A 20,076-nucleotide genomic window follows, 5' to 3' on the forward strand; every position below is an offset into this window, starting at 1 on the left:
CATTGAAAGAATGTTGTGTTTTTTGCCTTTAAATTTTGACAGCCCTTCATATCCGGCTATGGCGGTGTCAGCCATAACCTCACCAATCACGGTTTCTCCTTTATGGGCCAGTTTTACATTCTCAACACTGGCACCGGTTACTTCGGCAACCGCCTTTACTCCTTTTACATTCTTTGACCAGATTTCAGCTACACCACCGCCGTATGGATAATAAACGCCGCCGGTTCCGCCTGTACCGATGCTGATAAAGGTTGTCTTTGCAATAGCCACCCCTGTAAAAACCAGGGCTAAAAATATAATGGATAGAATAATATGCGTTCGTTTCATTGGGCTAATCTCCTTATCTTAAATTATTTGCTCATGGTTTTGATGATCAGATCGATTTTTCCCGGTGCAGCAATCACATTCTGTACCGGATATGTGAACTTTGCAGTTTCTCCTGGTTTTATCAAACCTTTCTTGATTTTTCTGGGAAGTAGTCCGCCGACAGCCTTGCCGTTTGCAAGAAAAATATTGACCTTGAACCGCTGGTCTTCATTACTGATGTTTTTGACGGCTACATTAAAATGAAGCGTATTTGCACCAGCCCATTTTTTAATAACACATGAAAAATTTTCCAAAGAGGCTTCAGGCGCAATTATCTTGTTTAAATCTGAATCTTTGGCACAGGAAAAGACTTCTCCTGGTTTGGGAGTTACCGTCATACATCCGGTCAGGGCAAGCACACCTGCTGCGAAAATTAGCAATAACCATGAAAATTTAATTTTACTTTGATTCATAAGATTCTCCTTATTTAATAATTGATGGATTTTAGTGCACCCCGTTTTAGGCAATAACTTTATAAATAACTGCAATCATGGTGCCAGAGGGCATTTATTTTTTTTTATGTCGTTATTTCAATAAGTTATTCATGGGGGAGAGGGGATAAACAGGGTAGGGATAAGAAAAGTGTGCGGTTTTGTTCCGCACTTTTCGGGCGAAAACCGCACATTTTACCGAATTCTATTCATTTTCAAGGGAGTGTTATTATCTGACAATCTGGTTGGCCATGACAAGAAGGGACATGGGAATCTGGATATTGATTATTCTGGCAGTCTTCATATTCACTGAAATATGATAGTGATCAAGGACAGAAGAGGGAATATCCGAAGGGTTCCTCCCGTTTAAAATCAGTATGGCTTTTTGGGCCGCTATTCTGCCCAGTTCATAATATTTAGGGACAAAGCCCAGCAGGACAGAGTCTTCAGGAACCATGCTCCCGACTGAAGACAGGGACGGTATCTTGTATCCGTTTACCTTTTCCATGATTTCCTTCCCCAAAAACTTTATCATGGAATCTGCCGGGAGAAAAACCGCGTCAACGTTGTCTTTCATCTGGGGCAGAATTTTTAAAATGTCCTGTTTCCGGGAAATTCTATATTCTTTGAGAGAAAAATTAAGCAGGTTTTCCAGCCGTTTTACATTGTTTCTTTGAAAAATGGAATTCTGCTCTTTGGGGTTATAAATGATTCCCAGTTTTTTATAATTAATGACTTTTTTTAAGGTCTTTAGTTGGTTTATTACTGATACCTTGTTGCTGGCACCGGTGGCATTATTTTTGGAGCTCTCCCAGCTGGCAATGATTCCTGATCCAACCGGGCGGCTGACAATATTAAAAACAACAGGCGTATCCTTAATCCTCAATAAAACAGACTTGGTAGCTGTTGTGCCAAAAACATAGATGATATCGACCGGGTTGCTTTGAATCTGTGTTATGATTTTTTGGAGTCGAAAATTATCCTGATCCGCATTATATTTGGTCAATACTATGTCATAAGTGCTTTTATTCAGTTCATCAATAAAGCCTTTTTCAGCAATTGTTTCACCGCGCCACGTAATCATTGCAATGCAGTACTCTTTTGCAAAGAGGGGTCCGGGAGCAATAATAAAAAAAAACAGACCCAAAATACATGGGATAAAGAAAAATAAACGGATCATTTACCCTTCCTTTTGTTTTCCTTTTGGTATTTTTTTATCCTGCGTGTCAGGGAATGCCGGCTGATGTCAAGCAGGCGGGCCGCCAGGGTCTTGTTTCCTTTTGTCTTTTTTAAGACATCATCAATGATTTGTTTTTCAACTTCTAACAATACTGTATCAATGGGAGTACTCTTTTTTCCCTGGGCATGATTTGTCGGGCCCTGAAATTTTAATTCCGGAATTCCAGATTTTTTATATTCGAGTATTTCCCGGGGAAGAAGACTTTTATCAACCGTATCTCCCCTACAGAATATAACAGCCCGTTCAATGACATTTCTTAGTTCCCTGACATTGCCATACCAGGGGTAGGCATTAAAGATGTCCTCAACTTCAGGCAGCAGGGTTTTGGGAATCTTTCCCATATCTCTGGAGAATTCCTCCAGAAAGTAATTGCTCAACGCCAGGATATCATCTTTTCGTTCCCTTAAAGGAGGCGCATGAATGGAAACAACATTTAAACGGTAATAAAGGTCATTTCTGAATTTTTTCTTTTCAATTGCCTTTATAAGGTCCTGGTTTGTAGCGGCAATGATTCTGACATCCACTTCAATATCCTTACCGCTGCCAAGCCGTTTGAACTGTTTTTTTTCCAGGAATGTCAGCAGTTTGGCCTGGATAGACATGGACATTTCTGCAATCTCGTCAAGGAAGACAGTCCCATTGTCTGCAATCTCCAATAGCCCTTTTTTGGACTGTTTTGCATCTGTGAACGCCCCTTTTTCATACCCGAAAAGTTCGCTTTCAATTAAATTTTCCGGTAGAGTGGCGCAGTTAATTTCCATAAAAGGGGCTTTTTTTCTTTTACTTTTAAAATGAATTGCACTTGCAACAAGTTCCTTGCCTGTGCCGCTCTCTCCTAAGACAAGCACAGTGGTATGATCGGTTTTGGAAAGGATTTCAATCTGTTTGTATATCTCCATCATTTTATCACTCTGGCCCACAAGGTCGCAGAACCGGTATATCTTGCGCTGCTGGTACCTCAGGTATTCAACTTCCCTTTTTAGTACCTGGCCCTTAATGGCCTGCCCCACCAGTTTTTTTAATTCTTCCAGCTCAAAGGGTTTGTTGATAAAGTGAAAAGCCCCGCATTTGACCGCTTCAACCGTGATTTTTGTGTCTCCGAATGCTGTCATGATAATCACGGCAATCTCAGGGTTATATACCCTGATTTTTTTTAAGACCTCGATTCCATTTATTCCCGGCAGTCTTAAGTCCAGAAGCACAACAGCAGGATCGAAATCTGAAATTACTTCAAGGGCCTGTTCTCCACTGTTTGAAATTTTTACAAGGTAGCCGTCTTCTTCAAAGTCCATTTTTAATGACCGGCAAAGAATTTTTTCATCATCGACAATTAAAACTCTTTCTTGTGTCATGTTTTTACTTCCTTTTTACTTGGTTTTTTTAAAGGTGGTTCAGACAAAGTACCTCGGGATTCATCAGCCATGGGGATAATCAGGGTGACGCGACACCCCCTGCCTTCTTTGCTGTCAATATAAATATACGCATTATTTTTTTCTAAAAGTTTATGGGCGATGGAAAGCCCTAAACCCGTACCATTGGGATCGGTTGTGAAAAAGGGATTAAATACTTTTAAGAGATTTTCTTCTTTTATTCCCGAACCGGTATCCGTAAAAGAGACGGCCATATATTCATTTTCCATTGAGAAGCCTGGATCAAAGGACTGGGCAATTTTTTCCTTGATTCTCTCCTGGTCCATTATCCTCTTGATAGAAATGGTCAGGGTGCCGCCCCCGGGCATGGCATTCACAGCATTCAGCATCAGATTTAAAAATACCTGTTGAATTTGTTCCCTGTCAAGGAAGGCACTTGGGATCTCATGATCATATTTTTGAACAATTTTGATATTCAGTTTTTTTATTTTTTCCATTAAAAGATCAAGGGTCTTTTCAAGTACAATTTTGATATCCATAGGTATAGGAAAGGAAGGGGCAGGGCCTGAGAATTTTAAAAGATCCGTAACAATTTCATTGAGCCGGTCTATCTCGCTTAAAACCCCTTCAATGAGAAGTAGTTGTGAGGGGTCCGTCAATTTTTTTGCCAATACCTGGATACTTGTTTTCATCCCTGCAAGGGGATTTCTGATCTCATGGGCAATCCCGGCAGATAATTCTCCTAAAGAGGCCAGTTTATCAACCCTCATCATCAATTCTTCCATTCGTTTTCTAAGGGTAACATCTCTGATGTCGGCAATGGCACCGATGACTTTGCCTCCACTCTCATTGAGCAAAGAGGTGTTGATTTCAATGAAAACAGGTTCGCCTTGTTGATCGAAAAAATCTAGAACCTGGTGTCCTATTTTTTCTTTTTTCCCAAGGGTCAACATTAACAGAGCCAGGGCTTTTTTTATGCCGGCAGGAATGTTTTCCTGGTCCTTGCTGCCAATACGCCCGGAGAATGATAAGATTTTTTGGGCGCTTTTGTTAATCGAGGTTAACTCTCCTTTGCGGTTCACGGTAATAATACCGCTGGACACACTTCTGAAAATATCATCATTAAATGTTTTGAGCTCAACAATCTCCTGCATACTTGTTTTTAACCTGGCAGCCATCTTGTTGAATTCTCTTGCAAGTCCCTGGAGTTCATCTGATGATTCCACTCTGATTGTCTGATCCAGATCTCCTGCTCCAATGGCCCTGGCACCTGTGATCAATTGGCTGATGGGCTGGGTCAGGCTTTTTACAAACAGGAGTGAAACAAAAATAATCAGGGTAATGATCAAGGCGCTGAAGGTCATCATGCTCTGCCGAAGTTTAATTATATCAGCCATAAATTCTGAGTGTTGCAATGTAATGCCCACACTCCAGTTTTTAATCCTGCACGGTGTGAACACTATATATTTTTTTCTTTTTTTAAAAAGGTAATCTCCAAACCCGCGTTCTCCCGACTCCATTTTTTTTATAATGTGTGCAAGTTTTTCATCTTCATTTTCAAGAAAGGTGTTTTTTAAATTGAGACTCTGATCCGGATGGTATATGAGATATCCTTTGTCATTGATCAGGAAAGAATACCCCTGGGTGCCGATTTTTAAACTTGACACAAATAAGGTAAAGGAGGACAGTTTGATTTCAAAGACAAGGATCCCCACAGGTTTTGTCTTATCTTCAAAATCATACACCTTTTTTGAAAGGATCAAAAAGGAATCGGCAAAGGATTCATTCATGATGATGTCTGATAAAAACATGTCTTTTTCAAGCGCGGTATCGAACCAGTCAGGGGTATTAAACAAGCCGGATTTTTTATTGCTGTCCCGGGGGACGGTTAATATGGATTTGCCCTGAAGATTGATCAGGTGAATCTGTTTATAGTATTGGTTCTTTTGTTCATATTCTTCCATAAGTCTTTTGGCCGTATCAAGTTTTTGACCAAATTCATACTGGAGAAAAGAAAGCTGAATAAAGGGGAAATTTGACAGCAGATCTATATCTTTTTCAACGACTTCGAAAAACGTATCAATCTGTTGGGCGGTTTTGTCTGCAAGATTGCCCAATTGTTCGCTGGTCTGTAATAAGAGTGCGTTTGATGCACTGTTATAGGCAAAGAACCCCACAATAATCAGCGGCATCAAACCTAAAATGACAAAGATGGCAATAAACTTTGAGCGGATGCTGGAAAACAGATAATCCAGTGAAAAAAAATTGCTTTTCAAGTAACACCCCCATGGTATTTTAAGCTTGTCAAGTGTGCCTCTATATAGTTTGGTTACTACCTGTCCCAGGGATAGTCAATTAAAAAAGCCCTCTATTTGATATAAATCAAAATAGAGGGCTTCAATATGTTAAAAGGTTGAAAACAATAAATTTTCAACCTTGCAAGGTCAATACATGAGTTGGGGTAAAAACAGTATGATTTTTGGAAAGATGATCAGGATGATTACACCGACAACAACAGCGATAAGGAAAGGGAAGATACCTTTGAATATTTTTTCCAAAGGGATTTCCTGATCCAGTACATTTTTTGCAACCCCATAGACGACATATACGTTAATACCAACCGGGGGTGTGATAACCCCCATTTCAGTCACCATAACGATAATGATGCCAAACCAGATGGGATCATATCCAAGTTCCATGACAACCGGGAAGAAAATGGGTACGGTTAAGGTGACAAAAGCCAGGGCATCCATAAAACAGCCACCGATGAAATAGATCATAATGATGATCGCCATGACCAGGAACGGTGCCATTTGAAGTTCACTGACCCAGCCGGCAATTTCAAAAGGAATTCTTGTGACGGCTAAAAATTTTCCAAAAATAACCGCACCGGCAATGAGCATCATGACCATGCACGAGGTTCTCAAAGTTTCCATCAGAGACTTGATAAATCCAGCCCAGGTGATCTGTTTTCTTATTATTGCAATGACAAGTATACCGAAAGCACCTATTGCGGCCGCTTCCGTCGGTGTAAAAAGACCGATGAAAATACCGCCGATAACAAGTATAAATACTGCCAGTGTCTCACCAAGACCCAGCAATGCCTTGAATTTTTCTGCCCATGTAAATTTTTCACCGCAAGGGCCTTGTTCCGGATTAATACTGCAACGGATATATATTGTAATGATAAATAATATAGTAACAAGCAGGGCCGGGAAAATTCCGGCAACAAATAATTGACCGATGGACTGCTCTGTCAAAATACCGTAAATGATCAGGACAACACTGGGGGGCATGATCATACCGATTCCGCCGCCGGATGCAACAGATCCTGTGGCAAGTTCATCATCATAATTATAGCGTTTCATTTCAGGAAGACCCACCGTTGCCATGGTTGCTGCTGTTGCAGGGCTGGATCCGCAGACCGCACCAAAAGCTGTGCACGCGGATACTGTTGCCATGGCAAGCCCCCCCCTGGTACTTCCCATGAACTTGTAGCCGACGTCATAAAGACGCTTGCTGATTCCCGAGTTAAACCCTAACTGCCCCATGAGGATGAATAAAGGGATTGTTGTTAAATCGTATGATCCAAAGACGTCATACACATTTCTGGACAAAAGAACCAGGCCGGCATTGGGTGTAACCATGGTGCTGAATCCAACAAAGCCGACTATGGCCATAACAAATGCAACAGGCATTCTTGTCAGAAACATGAGGATCATGATGACTATACCGATGATGCCAATAATTGTTGGACTCATTTTGTTTTTAATTCTTTCAATTGCTTTATATCTTTTAAAATAGTCTCTATAATGGTAACAGAGAAGACCAGTAAACCGAAAGCGAGCAGGTATATAATGTAATAAATGGGGAATTCCAGGTTCATGGAGACTTCTCCTGTTTCACGTATATCATTTGCATAAAGAAACATCTGCCAGGTCACAAGGCAGAACAGAAAAAGGCTTAAGGTTCGGGTGAAAAGATCAATGATAAGCTGTGTTTTTTTAGACAGCAGCCGGACCAGTATTTCTACACCAACATGCCCTTCCACCTTATAAGTATAAGGCAAAGCCGCGGCCACAACAAGAGTGGCCAGAAAACCGACAAGCTCAACAGAGCCGAATATGGGATGCTTGAAAAAACGACCGATCACATCAACAACAGTCAACAGCATCATGGCGGTCAGGGCAGACACGCCGATGATTTTTAACAGATCGGAAAATTTGTCCAGTGTTTTGGAGAGATTGTTCATAATAGCCTGCTTAAAAATTAAACTATCAATAAATGACCGGGTTTGATCAAACCCGGTCATTTATTGTGAATGAATATTTAAATATTACATATTCGCTTTGATGAAATCCACAACCGCTTTCCCATCAATACCTTTTGCATTCGCTTTCTTGATATACCCATCAATTACCGGAGCAACAGCAGCTTCCCATTTTTTGGATTCTGCATCAGAAAGGCTAATTACTTTTCCGCCTTTAGATTTAAAGAACTCAAGACCCAATTTGTCTGCTTCGTCCCAGGCTTCGCCGTGTTTGGCAGACCATTCTGCGTTTATATCTTTGATTGCCTTTTGCGTAGCAGGAGACAATTTATTCCATTTGTCTTTGTTCATAAATACGGCAAATGTGGTGGTATAGGCAGTTGAATAATTTTCTGTCAGATAATGAACAACTTCGCCTAATTTCCACCCCTTGTTGGATTCAAGGGGATGGAGGGAGCCATCGACAACACCTTTTTGAAGCATCTGGTAGCATTCTCGCATGGATTTACCAACAGGAGATGCACCAAGGGCAGCGGCGACAAGACCGCTGGTTCCGGTACTTCTGAGTTTAAGACCCTTCAGGCCCGCCATGGTAGAGACGGCTTTGTCGCGGGTATGGATAAGCCCTGGGCCATGACCATGGAGAAACATGATCTTTGAATCATTAAATTCCTCGGGTTGAAATTTATTTAAGACAGCATTGGCAACGGCAGTTGCCTGTACGCCGTTTTTATAACCCAGGGGAAGGTCAATGGCGGATGCCACAGTAAAACGACCCCTTGAATAGGCAAGAACAGTCATGCCGATGTCTGCAATACCCTTAACAACACCATCATAAGTTTGTGGGGCTTTTGTAAGGGTTCCTGCAGGAAAATATTTAATAACGACTTCACCATTGGTTCTTTTTTCTACTTCATCACACCAGCTTTGTGCAAGTATGCTTTGAATATGTGTGGGGGGGAAAAAATTAGCATAGGTAAGTTGGGTTTTAGCTGTTGCATTGAAAGCAAAAATTGTACTAAAACAAAAAATTAAAAAACTCAGAAACGTAATTCTCTTCATTTTGTTGACCTCCTAAAAAAAAGTTTATAATGGAGCCAAAAACTACCTTGGGATTCTATAATTTAAACCATGCCGCCATGTATTTTGCCCAGGGGGATTTCACCTCCTTTCATTGCAATATTATTAATAGTATTACAATGTAACTATAAATCAGCTATGTTAAGTAACTATATTTAAAATAAAGAAACCATGTCAAGAAAAAAAGTTCGTTTTGGAAAATAAAAAGGAAGCCTATGTGGTTGATATATCAACCATCCCCTTAATGCGAGGGGCTCACGGTATTTGGGCGGCTCAAATTTAATAAGACACACGGCTATAGTACGATTATTTGCTATCCATGTTGGAAAAATCCCAAATCAGCTGTATTTCAACAGGCATTGGCGTTTTTAATCAAAAGAATGTGTTTGTAGGAAGTTGATATATCAACCAATATAAAATATTATTTTAAGTTAAGTGACTTGATTTTCTCCTCTTTTCAAAATAAGCAGTGTTTCTCCCTTATTTGTTTAGATGACAATCGGCACTAAAAAAAATTAAAAATAAATTCTTGACGTGTAGCTGTAATGTATCTATAAAATATCTAAGTAATAGCTAAAATATACTATTGTTGTATAGCTGCTTTGTAAACAGGAGTTTAACATCATGGCGATTGATGATGAAAAAAGTGAAGAAAGTTACTCTCGCAGCAAGGTGAAATTTGAAATTTATGGTGAAGAAATTATCGAAAAAACTGTTAATTCAAGCGGTAACAGTGGAAGGGTTTATCTGCCGCCTGAATGGATCGGCATAAAAGTTAAAGTGGTGAAATGTTAATATAATTTAATATAATAAGGAGTATAAGATGGCAAATGTACCAGATAAAATTCAGACCTGGCAAATGGTAACCCCATTTAGAAAAGACAGGGAAACCGGTGAGGCCACCCCTGGGAAACTTGAAAAAAAACAGATTGATGTTCCTGAACTTAACCCCGGAGAGGTCTTGGTTGAAGTAGCCGGTTGTGGTGTCTGCCACACGGATCTTGGGTATTTTTATTATGGTGTTCCCACTGTGAATAAACCCCCTTTAACATTGGGCCATGAAATTTCCGGGATCGTTGTGGCAGCAGCTAGTGATGTGGAAGCCTGGAATGGAAAAGAAGTTATTATCCCGGCGGTCATGCCCTGCAGAAAATGCTATCTTTGCAAGACAGGCAGGGGAAACAGATGTCTTGCTCAGAAGATGCCGGGCAACAGCATGGGGATTTACGGTGGATTCTCAAGTCATATTCCTGTTCCTGCCATTGATCTTTGCGAAGTGAAAAACCGCGGAGGCATCTCTCTTGAAAAACTGGCAGTTGTGGCAGATGCTGCAACAACTCCTTTTCAGGCGGCTAAAAGAGCTGATGTTCAGGTGGGTGACAATGCTATTGTTATTGGTGTCGGCGGTGTGGGACAATACATGGTTCAGGTCCTTAAAGCTCTGGGTGCGGCAAATGTTGTTGCCATTGATATTAACCAGGAGCGCCTTGATGTCATGTTGAAAAATGGTGCGGATTTTGTTGTTAATTCAATGGGCAAAACCCCAAGAGAGATCTCCGGGGAGATGAAAGCCTATCGCAAGGAAAATGGACTTGCTTCTACTGGATGGAAAATTTTTGAAGTTTCCGGCAGCAAACCCGGCCAGGAACTTGGACTTGCTCTTTTAAGCTTTACAGGCAAAATGGTTGTTGTGGGTTTCGGTCCCCACAAGGTTGAATATTCCATTTCAAGACTCATGGCATTTGATGCAGAACTCATTGGTTCCTGGGGATGCCTGCCGGAATACTATCCTTCTGTGCTGAGCATGATTACCAGCGGGAAAATCAATTTTGAAGAATTTGTACAGACAAGGCCCATGAGCACCATTGTTGAAAGCTTTGATGAAGCCCATAAAAAATCACCTGATCAGAGGATTGTACTTGTACCTGATTTTTAATAATTTTAAAGGATGATAAAGATGAAATTAGAAGGACGAAAAGCCATCGTTACCGGTGGAAGCCGCGGAATCGGAAGAGCCATTGCCCTGATGTATGCAAAAGAAGGGGCAGATATCCTGGTAAACTACCATTCCAATGATGCTGCTGCAAAAGAGACTGTGGCTGAAATTGAAAAACTTGGGCGTAAAGGTGTTGCAGTTGCAGCAGACGTTGCCTCCTATAAAAGCGCACAGGATATGGTTGAAGAATGCGTAAAACAGCTGGGCGGTGTTGATATTGTTGTCAATAATGCCGGGGTTTCCAAACCCTCCATGCTGCTTAAAATGAAGGAAGAAGACTGGGATGCCATTATTGATATCCATTTAAAAGCAGCCTTTAATACCACCCAGGCAGCAGGCCGCCACATGAAAGAACAAAAATACGGCAAAATTATTAACGTGATCTCAACCGCCGGTATTTTCGGAACCGTCGGCCAGATCAACTATGCATCTGCAAAAGCCGGGATCATAGGATTTACAAAATCAGCCTCCCGGGAACTTGGCAGATATGGTATCAATGTAAACGTCATTTGTCCCGGTATTACAAAGACTGAAATGACGGGCAAACTACAGACTGATGAGAAATTAAGAAAAATCTATGAAGGCAGAATTCAGCTGGGCAGATTTGCAGAGCCCGAAGAGATTGCCCCGGCCTTTGTATTTCTTGCTTCTGATGATGCAAGTTATATCACAGGTCAGGTACTGGGTGTTGACGGCGGATATATAGGATAGTACCCGAATGAAAACCGCTAATTTTTCCGATTACTGCGTTGGGCTCAAATTTTAATCCTCAAAATACTTAATATATTCCTCCGGTTAAAATTATCGCCCGTCTTGTACTCACAAAAATTTTCAGGTTTTCCGTCAGGCACTTAAGATAAATAAAAATATTATATAAGGAGCTAAATATGGCTTTAGAGTGGATGCCAAGAGAAAACGAGATTAAGGATCATGCTTTGCACAGAAATCCCCATTGGGGAACAGAAGCACCATGCGTAATATATGAGAAAAGACCATTAACAGATCCAAAGGGAAATGTTACAGAAAAATTGTTTGTTGCATGGATTACCTTGAATAACCCAAGACAGTTTAATTCTTATACCACAGACATGGTAAAGGGTGTAATTGCAGGATTTGAAAATGCTTCTCTTGACAGAAGTGTTGTTGCCGTAGTTTTTACCGGCACAGGCCCCTATGCATTCTGCACGGGTGGAAACACAAAGGAATATTCGGAATTTTATTCAAAAAGATGTGATGAATACGGCCAGTACATGGAGCTGTTCAACCACATGGTTGATTCTATCCTTGCCTGCAAAAAACCCGTTGTCTGCCGGGTTAACGGCATGAGGGTTGCCGGTGGCCAGGAAATCGGCCTGGCATGTGATATCGCAATATCTTCTGATCTTGCTATTTTTGGTCAGGCAGGCCCAAGGCATGGCTCCGCACCTGCCGGTGGATCTTCGGATTTTCTTCCCTGGTTCCTGACGGCAGAAGATGCCATGTGGAACTGCGTATCCTGTGAGATGTGGTCTTCTTACAAAATGAAAGCAAAAGGGATGCTCTCCAAGGTTGTCCCGGTTCTGAAAATTGATGGAGAATGGGTGAGAAACCCAACCATTATTACGGATAAATATATTGATGACGGTGAGATCGTTTACGGCGAATACAAATCAGGACAGGACTTCAAAGATGGCCGGGCAATTCTTAAACAGCATCAGGCCACTGCTGATTTTGAACTTCTTGACAAAGAAGTCAATAATGTTATCTGGAAGTTTGCCAACCTGTTCCCTGGCTGTCTGATTAAATCCATTGACGGTATCCGTCAGAAAAAGAAATTCTTCTGGGATACCATGAAGAATGATCACAGACACTGGCTTGCTGCAAATATGTCCGGGGAAGCATTCCTCGGATTTGGCGCATTTAATACCAAGAAAATTACAGGTCAGGATACAATCGACTTCATTAAATTCCGCCAGAACGTTGCTGATTCCAAGATGTGGAGTGATGAAATGTTTGCTGAAGTTATGGGTAAACCCCAAGAATAGAAATACTATCAGAAATAATTGATAAATAAGTTACATAATTTATGGTTCAAGGTCTGTATCAGACTTTGGACCATAAATTATTTTAGGGTGGTAATAAAATGGAAAGAGCAATGCTCTGGTTTATAAGGCCCATTTTTCCTCTTGACACATAGTTATTATGTAGCTTATATATAATCACATTGTACCGGACGGCGCAGGTAATTTTTTTATCGCCAAGAGTGATTTTGTATTCGGTATTAAAAGAATACCATGGATTCAGGTAATATAGAAGGGGAAAAAAATGAGGTATGCAGAGACAGGGTTTAATTTAGAAGTAGACCTAACCCGGGGAAACATTGAGAAAGTCGCAACCGATCCAAGAGATACCGAGCTTTATCTGGGGGGTCTAGGTACCAACGCCAAGATATTATGGGACAGGGTTGGACCTGAAGTTGAAGCCTTTTCTCCTGATAATTTACTCATATTCGGGGCCGGTCTTTTATGCGGCACACCTGCAACCGGTTGTAATCGTACCATTGTTACCACTATTTCTCCTCAGACCAAGTTAATGGTATTTTCAATGATGGGGGGGTTTTGGGCACCGGAATTAAAGTATGCTGGCTATGACAAAGTGATCCTTCGCGGCAAGTCCCCTGACCTGGTTTATTTATATATAAATAACGACAAGGTCGAAATACGGGATGCCTCTCATTTGAGCGGTAAAGGAGCCATTGAAACTGGTGAAATTCTTAAGAAGGAGTTGAATGAGTCCAAAGCCCAGGTGGCTGCTATTGGCATGGCCGGTGAAAACAGGGTTTATTATGCTTCCATTGAGCAGGGCAGATCCAGTGCCAGCCGAGGCGGAATAGGTGCTGTTATGGGAGACAAAGGGGTAAAGGCCATTGTAGTCCGCGGAACAAAAGATATTAATGTTGCTGACCCTGAAAAATATATAGAACTTTGCAATGAAGTACTGGAATATATAAAATTTAGAGAAGAAAATCCAATCCCAGGGGTTATGGCCATTTTGTCCAGACTCGGGTCACCCCAGGAGATGGCTGTGCATGATGAAAAATGGCACACTGAAAATTTTTCATGGGGAAATTCTCGTACCCGTAGAAAAGATTTTTGGACAGAGGAGGTTGCAACGGAGTGGAAAGAGACGCTGGAAAGCGCCCGTACACGGCTGATTTCCTGCTATAATTGCCCCATGAAATGCGGCGCAACACTTTCTTTGCCTGGACTACCCACATACATGATGAAATGCTTTACAAAACTTACCTATACAATGGGAGCTTTTTCAAATCTGGAATTTGGTTTAAGAATTGCTCAGAAAGCAACGGAATATGGCTTGGATGGGTACTCAACTCCCCAGGTTATGGCCTTTGCTCTTGAGCTTTTAGAAGATGGGATTTTGACAGATAAAGATTTCCCTGAAATGCCGGCTGATACTGAAGGCAGATTTTATTATCTGTTGGACAAGATTGTTCGACGGGAAGGAATAGGGGATACTCTGGCAAATGGTACCCATTGGGCAGCTAAAGAGATAGGTAACGGTGCCGAGGAATACGCCCATAATAATATTAAGAAGGTTGAGCAGTTGCCTCTTAAATTGTTTATGATGAATCCCATTTATTATCTGATGTATTGTACCGGCGAGAAAATGAATATTACACAGATTGAAGGACAATTTCCCCAGGCGCCTTTCCCAAAAAGAGAGCATAGAGAAAAGTTTGTAAAGGACTGGTTCCAGGTGCCGGATGAAAAATTCAAACAATATTTTCTGGACTGGGAAATGAGGGGCGAAGAAAACGTAACGCCTTTCTATCCAACTGTTGAAATGACTTGTGAGATTGTTGACTGGCAGGAAAAAATGCATTACATTGATGATGCTCTCGGTATGTGTGCCGGTCTTTCTTCATTTCATCTTAAACCTCCCTATCATATGCACAATTTTCCAAAATTTATCACCGCAGGTGCCGGGTTAGAAATGGATCAGGACAAACTGACTAAAGCAGCCAAGAGGTATCGAACCTTAGTTAGAGCCAACAATATAAGAAGAGGCATGAGAAGAAAAGATGAAGTACCACCAGCTGATCATTGGAAGAAAAGATTTCCCGAGCTTGAAAAGGAACTCTTAGATACGTATTACCAATATAAAGGGTGGAACAATGATGGTATTCCGACTAAAGAGTCCTTACATGAACTGGGTTTGGATTACGTGGCCGAAGACTTTGTAAAGAGAGGGATCTTAACGGACGGCGAAGATTCGCCTTTCGAAGATACTTCTTCCGAAGAGGCAATGGCTGAAAAAGAGAAAAAATAGAGTGGAGGGCGTGAATCTTGACTGTTGATAAAATTGATGAAAAAAAGAAAATAATTAAGACAATAAAAATTGATGTTGATAAATGCAATGGCTGCCGGGCATGTGAAGTCATCTGCTCCGCCTTTCACGCTGCTCCCAAATACAGCAGCAATAATCCGGCAAGATCCCGTATCCGAATCATTCGTGATCCCTTAAGAGATATTTATGTTCCTGTCTATGCAGGAGAATATACTGTTGCGGAATGTGCCGGCAGAGACAAATACACCATTGACGGGAAGGAATACGACGAGTGTTCTTTTTGCAGGGCTTCCTGCCCATCCAGGGACGAGTTCAAAGAGCCTGATTCAGGCTTGCCCTTAAAATGCGATATGTGTGAAGGTGAAGAAGAGCCTTTGTGTGTTAAGTGGTGCCTGCATGATGCGTTGATTCTGGAAGAAAGAGAAGAGGAAATGGAAGAAGAGGTGGAGCAGGAAGATCTGGAGATCGGGTTGGAATCATTGGCAGACAAATATGGTATGGACAAGATAATGGATGCCGTTGTCCGAATGAATGAAAAGGACTAAATCAGTGGAAACTATAGCCCCCTTCATAGAAGTAATAGATGAGATAAAAGAGGCCGGCGGAGAAGTCTTTAAAATGTGCTTTCAGTGTGGCTTGTGCGATACTGTTTGTCCGTGGAATAAGGTTCGACCCTTTAGCATGCGCAAGCTGATCCGGGAGGTTGCCTTTGGTTTGACTGAAATTGAAAGCGAAGATATATGGCGCTGCACAACCTGCGGAATCTGTCCTGAGCAGTGCCCGAGGGGCGTCAAACAGATAGATATCAGCGTAGCCCTGCGAAGGGTGGCAACGGAATATGAAGTTTTCCCCGCCTCTGTCAAATCCGCCCGTACGGCTCGGGCAAGCCTGATTTCTGAAGGCAACCCCTTGCAGGGAGACCGAAAAAAGCGGGCTGACTGGGCTAAAGATCTGTCTGTAAAAACGTACACAGAGGGAATGGAAGCCTTATATTTCGTTGGCTGCTATCTTTCCTATGACCCGAGGATGAAAAAAGTAGCAATCGCCACAACCAATATCCTTAAAAAAGCCGGGGTAAATTTTGGGATACTGGGTGACAAGGAAAGCTGTTGTGGAGAAAGCATACGCAAGACAGGCAGTGAGGAAGTTTTCAAAAATCTGGCCAAAGAAAATATCAAAACCTTTATTGATAATGGCGTAAAAAAAATCATTGTTTCTTCCCCCCATTGCTTTCACACTTTTAAAAATGAATATCCCGAATTTATGGTAAACTTTGAGGTTATTCATATGTCCCAATATCTCCTTGAGCTGATTAATGAAGGACGGCTTGAACTAACAGGAGAATACCCGAAAAAAGTAACCTTTCATGATCCCTGTTATCTTGGCCGGCATAATAATGTATACGACGAACCTCGGGATCTTTTAAACAAGGTAGCCGGTTTGGAACTGATTGAGATGGAAAATTCCCGCAAGAACAGCCTTTGCTGCGGTGGCGGCGGTGGCAGGATCTGGATGGACACACCCCAGGAAGAAAGGTTTTCCGATATCAGACTGAAACAGGCAAAAGAGGTTGAGGCCCAGGTTCTTGCGACATCCTGCCCATACTGCATTACCAACTTTGAGGAAAGCCGCCTGAATCTTGAATATGAAGATGTCCTGGAAGTCAAAGACATCACAGAGATTATCAGTGAGATGCTTTAGAAAAATGATTTTGAGTAAGTGGTCTGAGCCCAACGCAGTAATCGGAAAAATTGACGGTTTTCGGGCGAGCACTAAATATATGATGAGGAGATAGAAAGTGGAAAACGATGTATTACCAAAAGAAGTAATTCAGCAATTTTCTAAAAATCTTGGAGACAAAAACTTTGGAGACGTAATGGTTGTTGGCGGGGGGGTCAGCGGTATTCAAGCCTCTCTTGATCTCGCCACTGCGGGTTTCAAGGTTTATCTGGTTGAGAAAGGACCGAGCATTGGCGGCCACATGGCCCAGCTTGACAAGACTTTTCCTACAAATGACTGCTCGATGTGAATTCTCTCTCCAAAACTGGTCGAGGTCGGCCGGCATCCAAACATAGAGATTCTGACATTTAGTGAAGTAGAGACTGTAGAAGGGAAACAAGGTGATTTTAAGATAACGCTTAAAACAAGACCCCGATACATTATCGAGGACGAATGCACGGGTTGTACAACCTGTGTAGAATACTGCCCCGTGGAATATCCTGATAAATTTAACCAGGGAATATCCCAGAATAAAGCCGTGCATGTATATTTTTCCCAGGCAATTCCCCTTGTTTCATATATTGATGACAGTTGTCTCAGACTTAAAGAGAACAAATGTGATATCTGTAGCAGCGTATGTAAGACAGGCGCCATAGATTTCAGACAAACGCCCCGGAAAACAGACATAAATGTAGGTGCGATCATTCTGTCTTCCGGTATTACGCCGTTTGATCCTTCAGTGAAGGATGAATATGGCTATGGGAAGATGCAGAACGTTGTCACCAGTATGGACTATGAACGGCTTTTATCCTCCACAGGTCCTTACGAAGGCGAGGTCCTGCGTATCTCTAACAAGAAGCATCCCAAAAAAATAGCCTGGATTCAATGCGTTGGTTCAAGACGGGTAACCGAAGGGGATAACAGCTATTGCTCAGGCGTGTGCTGTACCTATACCCAGAAACAGGTTATTTTGACAAAACACCATTACGAAGATGCCGAGTGTACCATATTTCATAACGATATTCGTTCCTTTGGCAAGGATTTTGAACGATTCTTCCAAAGAGCAGAACAACTGCCCGGGGTTGAATTCATCAGAAGCTACGCATCCATCGAAAAAGAGATCCCTGACAGCAAGAATGTTGTTGTCAGATATGCGACTTCCGATGATGGTGTAAAAAGAGAAGAATTCGATATGGTGGTATTATCTGTTGGATTGAATCCGCCGGCGGCTTACAAGGAGATTTCAGAAAAATTTGGAATCGAGCTTAATTCACATGGATTCTGTAAAACAGATTCTACCAATCCGATCAAGACCAACAGACCCGGCGTTTTTGTCAGCGGCGCATTCCAGGGCCCGACAGATATTCCTGAGTCGGTTTTTACCGCCAGCGGTGCCAGTTCTCAAATTGGTGAACTTCTTAACTACAGGCGGGGGAAGCTGGCCAAAGAAAGAGTTTATCCGATCGAGCGGGATGTCTCCGCCGAAGAGCCCAAGATAGGCGTTTTTGTCTGTCATTGCGGGGCCAATATTTCAAGTGTTGTCAATGTGCCCTCCACAGTTGATTATGCCTTAACTTTACCCAATGTTGTCTACGCCACAGATCAAATTTTTTCATGTGCAACCAATTCTGCCAAGGAAATAACAGACCTGGCAATAGAAAAAGGATTCAACCGGGTTGTCATTGCTGCCTGTTCCCCCAGGACCCTTGAACCCTTGTTCCGGGATACCCTTCGAGAAGCCGGGTTGAATCAATATTACCTTGATATGGCCAATATTCGAGAACAGTGCTCCTGGGTTCATGCCAAGCAAAAGGAAGAGGCCACCCAAAAGGCACAGGATATCGTCCGGATGTCAGTAGCACGCGCCAGTCAACTGGAACCCTTACAGGAATTTGATCTGCCGGTAAACAAAGCGGCCTTAGTGGTTGGTGGCGGTATAGGCGGCATGACCTGTGCACTCTCCATAGCCAGACAGGGACATGAGGTTCATCTCGTGGAGAAGAATAAAGACTTAGGTGGAATGGCGCGAAGACTTCATTCGACCCTGGAAGGCCTGGATGTTCAAGCCTATTTGAATGACGTGATACGCCAGGTTTATCAGAATCCCTTAATCCATGTATCCCATGAAGCCACTATTAAAAGTGTTACAGGCTATCTGGGCAATTTTACCACCATCCTGGAAACCGAGGGAAGGATCAAAGAAATAAAACATGGTGCCTCCGTCCTTGCGATAGGTGCTGATGAATATAAGCCTACCGAATACCTTTATGGGGAAAACGATTCTGTCTTCACCCACCTTGAGCTGGGAGAAGAGATTGCCAAAGGAAACCAAACGGTCATTAATGCCGAAAGTCTGGTGATGATCCAATGTGTTGGCTGTAGAAACGAAGACAGAAATTATTGCAGCAGGGTATGTTGCAGTCATGCCGTAAAGAACGCCTTGAAACTCAAAAAGAAAAATCCCGAGATGCAGATTTATATCCTTTTCAGGGATATGAGAACCTATGGGTTCAGGGAAGATTCTTACAGGGAAGCCTCAGAGAATGACGTACGTTTCATCCGTTATACGCCGGAAGATAAGCCTGTAGTGGAAGCGGCCAAAGAGGGTGGTAAAGACATTATACGGGTAACCGTTCCTGATCCCATTTTAGGCCGGCGGCTTGAACTTACTGCCGATGTTCTTTCTCTGGCTGCCGCTGTTATTCCCACTGAATCAACCAATGAAATAGCCAGCCACTTTAAGGTAACCTTGAGCCCGGATAACTTTTTCAAAGAAGCCCATGTTAAATTAAAACCGGTTGAGTTTGCTACGGATGGCGTTTTTCTTTGTGGAACGGCTCACTATCCCAAACATATACCGGAAACGATTAACCAGGCGTATGGCGCTGCCGGAAGGGTCTTAACACTTCTATCAAAAGATACGGTCATAGCATCCGGTTCTGTAGCCAAAGTAACTGAGTGCGATTGTGTGTCATGCGGCGCATGTATTACAGCGTGTGCCTATGATGCTATTGAATTCCGTGATACACCAAAGGGTAAGAAAGCCTTTGTGAACCCGATTCTGTGTAAAGGAGACGGTCTGTGTAATGCAAAATGTCCAACAAATGCTATTAGCCTAAAGCATTTTACCGATGATGCGCTCATAAGCCAGATTGATGCGGCAGTTACCCATGAAGATATCATAGAACAAATGGATGCGGTTCTTGAAGAGGCATAGGACCATGATGAATAGAGGCTGTTTTAAAGTTTTAAATAGC

Annotated in this window: 16 protein-coding genes; 8 read left to right on the forward strand and 8 right to left on the reverse strand. The window is 42.2% G+C overall.

Features of this window, described 5'->3' with window-relative positions; all coding sequences use genetic code 11:
• The 8 genes from QAI40_RS07205 to QAI40_RS07240 form a co-directional block, all read right to left on the reverse strand.
• On the reverse strand, positions 1-327 hold a 327-nt coding region (locus QAI40_RS07205; RefSeq protein WP_304511530.1), incomplete at its 3' end, for a TAXI family TRAP transporter solute-binding subunit.
• A gap of 23 nt (positions 328-350) precedes the next feature.
• Positions 351-779, reverse strand: a complete 429-nt coding sequence (locus QAI40_RS07210) for a hypothetical protein (protein ID WP_299980292.1) — start codon at positions 777-779, stop codon at positions 351-353.
• Positions 780-1,026: 247 nt separating this feature from the next.
• A complete protein-coding gene (locus QAI40_RS07215; RefSeq protein WP_299980289.1) occupies positions 1,027-1,977 on the reverse strand; it encodes an ABC transporter substrate-binding protein in 951 nt (316 codons plus the stop codon).
• Positions 1,974-3,389 carry a sigma-54-dependent transcriptional regulator gene (locus QAI40_RS07220; protein WP_299980286.1) on the reverse strand — a complete coding sequence of 472 codons (1,416 nt, stop codon included), beginning with the start codon at positions 3,387-3,389 and terminating at the stop codon, positions 1,974-1,976. Before QAI40_RS07220 ends, QAI40_RS07215 begins: the two co-directional genes overlap by 4 nt.
• Positions 3,386-5,683, reverse strand: a complete 2,298-nt coding sequence (locus QAI40_RS07225; RefSeq protein ID WP_299980283.1) for a PAS domain-containing sensor histidine kinase — start codon at positions 5,681-5,683, stop codon at positions 3,386-3,388. Before QAI40_RS07225 ends, QAI40_RS07220 begins: the two co-directional genes overlap by 4 nt.
• Positions 5,684-5,851: 168 nt before the next feature.
• Positions 5,852-7,168 (reverse strand): TRAP transporter large permease, encoded by a 1,317-nt coding sequence (locus QAI40_RS07230; RefSeq protein ID WP_299980280.1) that lies wholly within the window; start codon positions 7,166-7,168, stop codon positions 5,852-5,854.
• Positions 7,165-7,659 (reverse strand): TRAP transporter small permease, encoded by a 495-nt coding sequence (locus QAI40_RS07235; protein WP_299980277.1) that lies wholly within the window; start codon positions 7,657-7,659, stop codon positions 7,165-7,167. Before QAI40_RS07235 ends, QAI40_RS07230 begins: the two co-directional genes overlap by 4 nt.
• A gap of 84 nt (positions 7,660-7,743) precedes the next feature.
• The gene (locus QAI40_RS07240) at positions 7,744-8,739 is read right to left on the reverse strand and encodes a TRAP transporter substrate-binding protein (protein ID WP_299980274.1); all 996 of its coding nucleotides are present in this window, start codon (positions 8,737-8,739) and stop codon (positions 7,744-7,746) included.
• A 642-nt stretch (positions 8,740-9,381) separates the two neighbouring features.
• Here QAI40_RS07240 and QAI40_RS07245 point away from each other — a divergent pair.
• The 8 genes from QAI40_RS07245 (at position 9,382) to QAI40_RS07280 (ending at position 20,036) form a co-directional block, all read left to right on the forward strand.
• Positions 9,382-9,552: a DUF2080 family transposase-associated protein gene (locus QAI40_RS07245; protein WP_299980271.1), complete on the forward strand. Its 171-nt coding sequence runs from the start codon at positions 9,382-9,384 to the stop codon at positions 9,550-9,552.
• Positions 9,553-9,580: 28 nt separating this feature from the next.
• A complete protein-coding gene (gene had / locus QAI40_RS07250) occupies positions 9,581-10,693 on the forward strand; it encodes a 6-hydroxycyclohex-1-ene-1-carbonyl-CoA dehydrogenase (protein WP_299980267.1) in 1,113 nt (370 codons plus the stop codon).
• Between the two features lie 21 nt (positions 10,694-10,714).
• A complete protein-coding gene (locus QAI40_RS07255; RefSeq protein WP_299980264.1) occupies positions 10,715-11,464 on the forward strand; it encodes an SDR family NAD(P)-dependent oxidoreductase in 750 nt (249 codons plus the stop codon).
• A 176-nt stretch (positions 11,465-11,640) separates the two neighbouring features.
• Positions 11,641-12,777: a 6-oxocyclohex-1-ene-1-carbonyl-CoA hydratase gene (gene oah, locus QAI40_RS07260; RefSeq protein WP_299980261.1), complete on the forward strand. Its 1,137-nt coding sequence runs from the start codon at positions 11,641-11,643 to the stop codon at positions 12,775-12,777.
• A gap of 280 nt (positions 12,778-13,057) precedes the next feature.
• Positions 13,058-15,082: an aldehyde ferredoxin oxidoreductase N-terminal domain-containing protein gene (locus QAI40_RS07265; protein WP_304511531.1), complete on the forward strand. Its 2,025-nt coding sequence runs from the start codon at positions 13,058-13,060 to the stop codon at positions 15,080-15,082.
• A 17-nt stretch (positions 15,083-15,099) separates the two neighbouring features.
• The gene (locus QAI40_RS07270; RefSeq protein WP_299980257.1) at positions 15,100-15,645 is read left to right on the forward strand and encodes a (4Fe-4S)-binding protein; all 546 of its coding nucleotides are present in this window, start codon (positions 15,100-15,102) and stop codon (positions 15,643-15,645) included.
• Between the two features lie 4 nt (positions 15,646-15,649).
• The gene (locus QAI40_RS07275; RefSeq protein WP_299980254.1) at positions 15,650-16,801 is read left to right on the forward strand and encodes a (Fe-S)-binding protein; all 1,152 of its coding nucleotides are present in this window, start codon (positions 15,650-15,652) and stop codon (positions 16,799-16,801) included.
• Between the two features lie 97 nt (positions 16,802-16,898).
• Positions 16,899-20,036 carry an FAD-dependent oxidoreductase gene (locus tag QAI40_RS07280; RefSeq protein ID WP_304511532.1) on the forward strand — a complete coding sequence of 1,046 codons (3,138 nt, stop codon included), beginning with the start codon at positions 16,899-16,901 and terminating at the stop codon, positions 20,034-20,036.
• Positions 20,037-20,076: the final 40 nt, after the last annotated feature.

Source organism: Desulfobacula sp., from assembly GCF_030611305.1.
Lineage (GTDB): Bacteria > Desulfobacterota > Desulfobacteria > Desulfobacterales > Desulfobacteraceae > Desulfobacula.

Bases quoted from the DNA above. Each gene is read 5' to 3' on its own strand.
- QAI40_RS07245 (WP_299980271.1), top strand. From the start codon at position 9,382: ATGGCGATTGATGATGAAAAAAGTGAAGAAAGTTACTCTCGCAGCAAG.
- QAI40_RS07265 (WP_304511531.1), top strand. From the start codon at position 13,058: ATGAGGTATGCAGAGACAGGGTTTAATTTAGAAGTAGACCTAACCCGG.
- oah (WP_299980261.1), top strand. From the start codon at position 11,641: ATGGCTTTAGAGTGGATGCCAAGAGAAAACGAGATTAAGGATCATGCT.
- QAI40_RS07255 (WP_299980264.1), top strand. From the start codon at position 10,715: ATGAAATTAGAAGGACGAAAAGCCATCGTTACCGGTGGAAGCCGCGGA.
- had (WP_299980267.1), top strand. From the start codon at position 9,581: ATGGCAAATGTACCAGATAAAATTCAGACCTGGCAAATGGTAACCCCA.
- QAI40_RS07240 (WP_299980274.1), bottom strand. From the start codon at position 8,739: ATGAAGAGAATTACGTTTCTGAGTTTTTTAATTTTTTGTTTTAGTACA.
- QAI40_RS07235 (WP_299980277.1), bottom strand. From the start codon at position 7,659: ATGAACAATCTCTCCAAAACACTGGACAAATTTTCCGATCTGTTAAAA.
- QAI40_RS07220 (WP_299980286.1), bottom strand. From the start codon at position 3,389: ATGACACAAGAAAGAGTTTTAATTGTCGATGATGAAAAAATTCTTTGC.
- QAI40_RS07230 (WP_299980280.1), bottom strand. From the start codon at position 7,168: ATGAGTCCAACAATTATTGGCATCATCGGTATAGTCATCATGATCCTC.
- QAI40_RS07210 (WP_299980292.1), bottom strand. From the start codon at position 779: ATGAATCAAAGTAAAATTAAATTTTCATGGTTATTGCTAATTTTCGCA.
- QAI40_RS07215 (WP_299980289.1), bottom strand. From the start codon at position 1,977: ATGATCCGTTTATTTTTCTTTATCCCATGTATTTTGGGTCTGTTTTTT.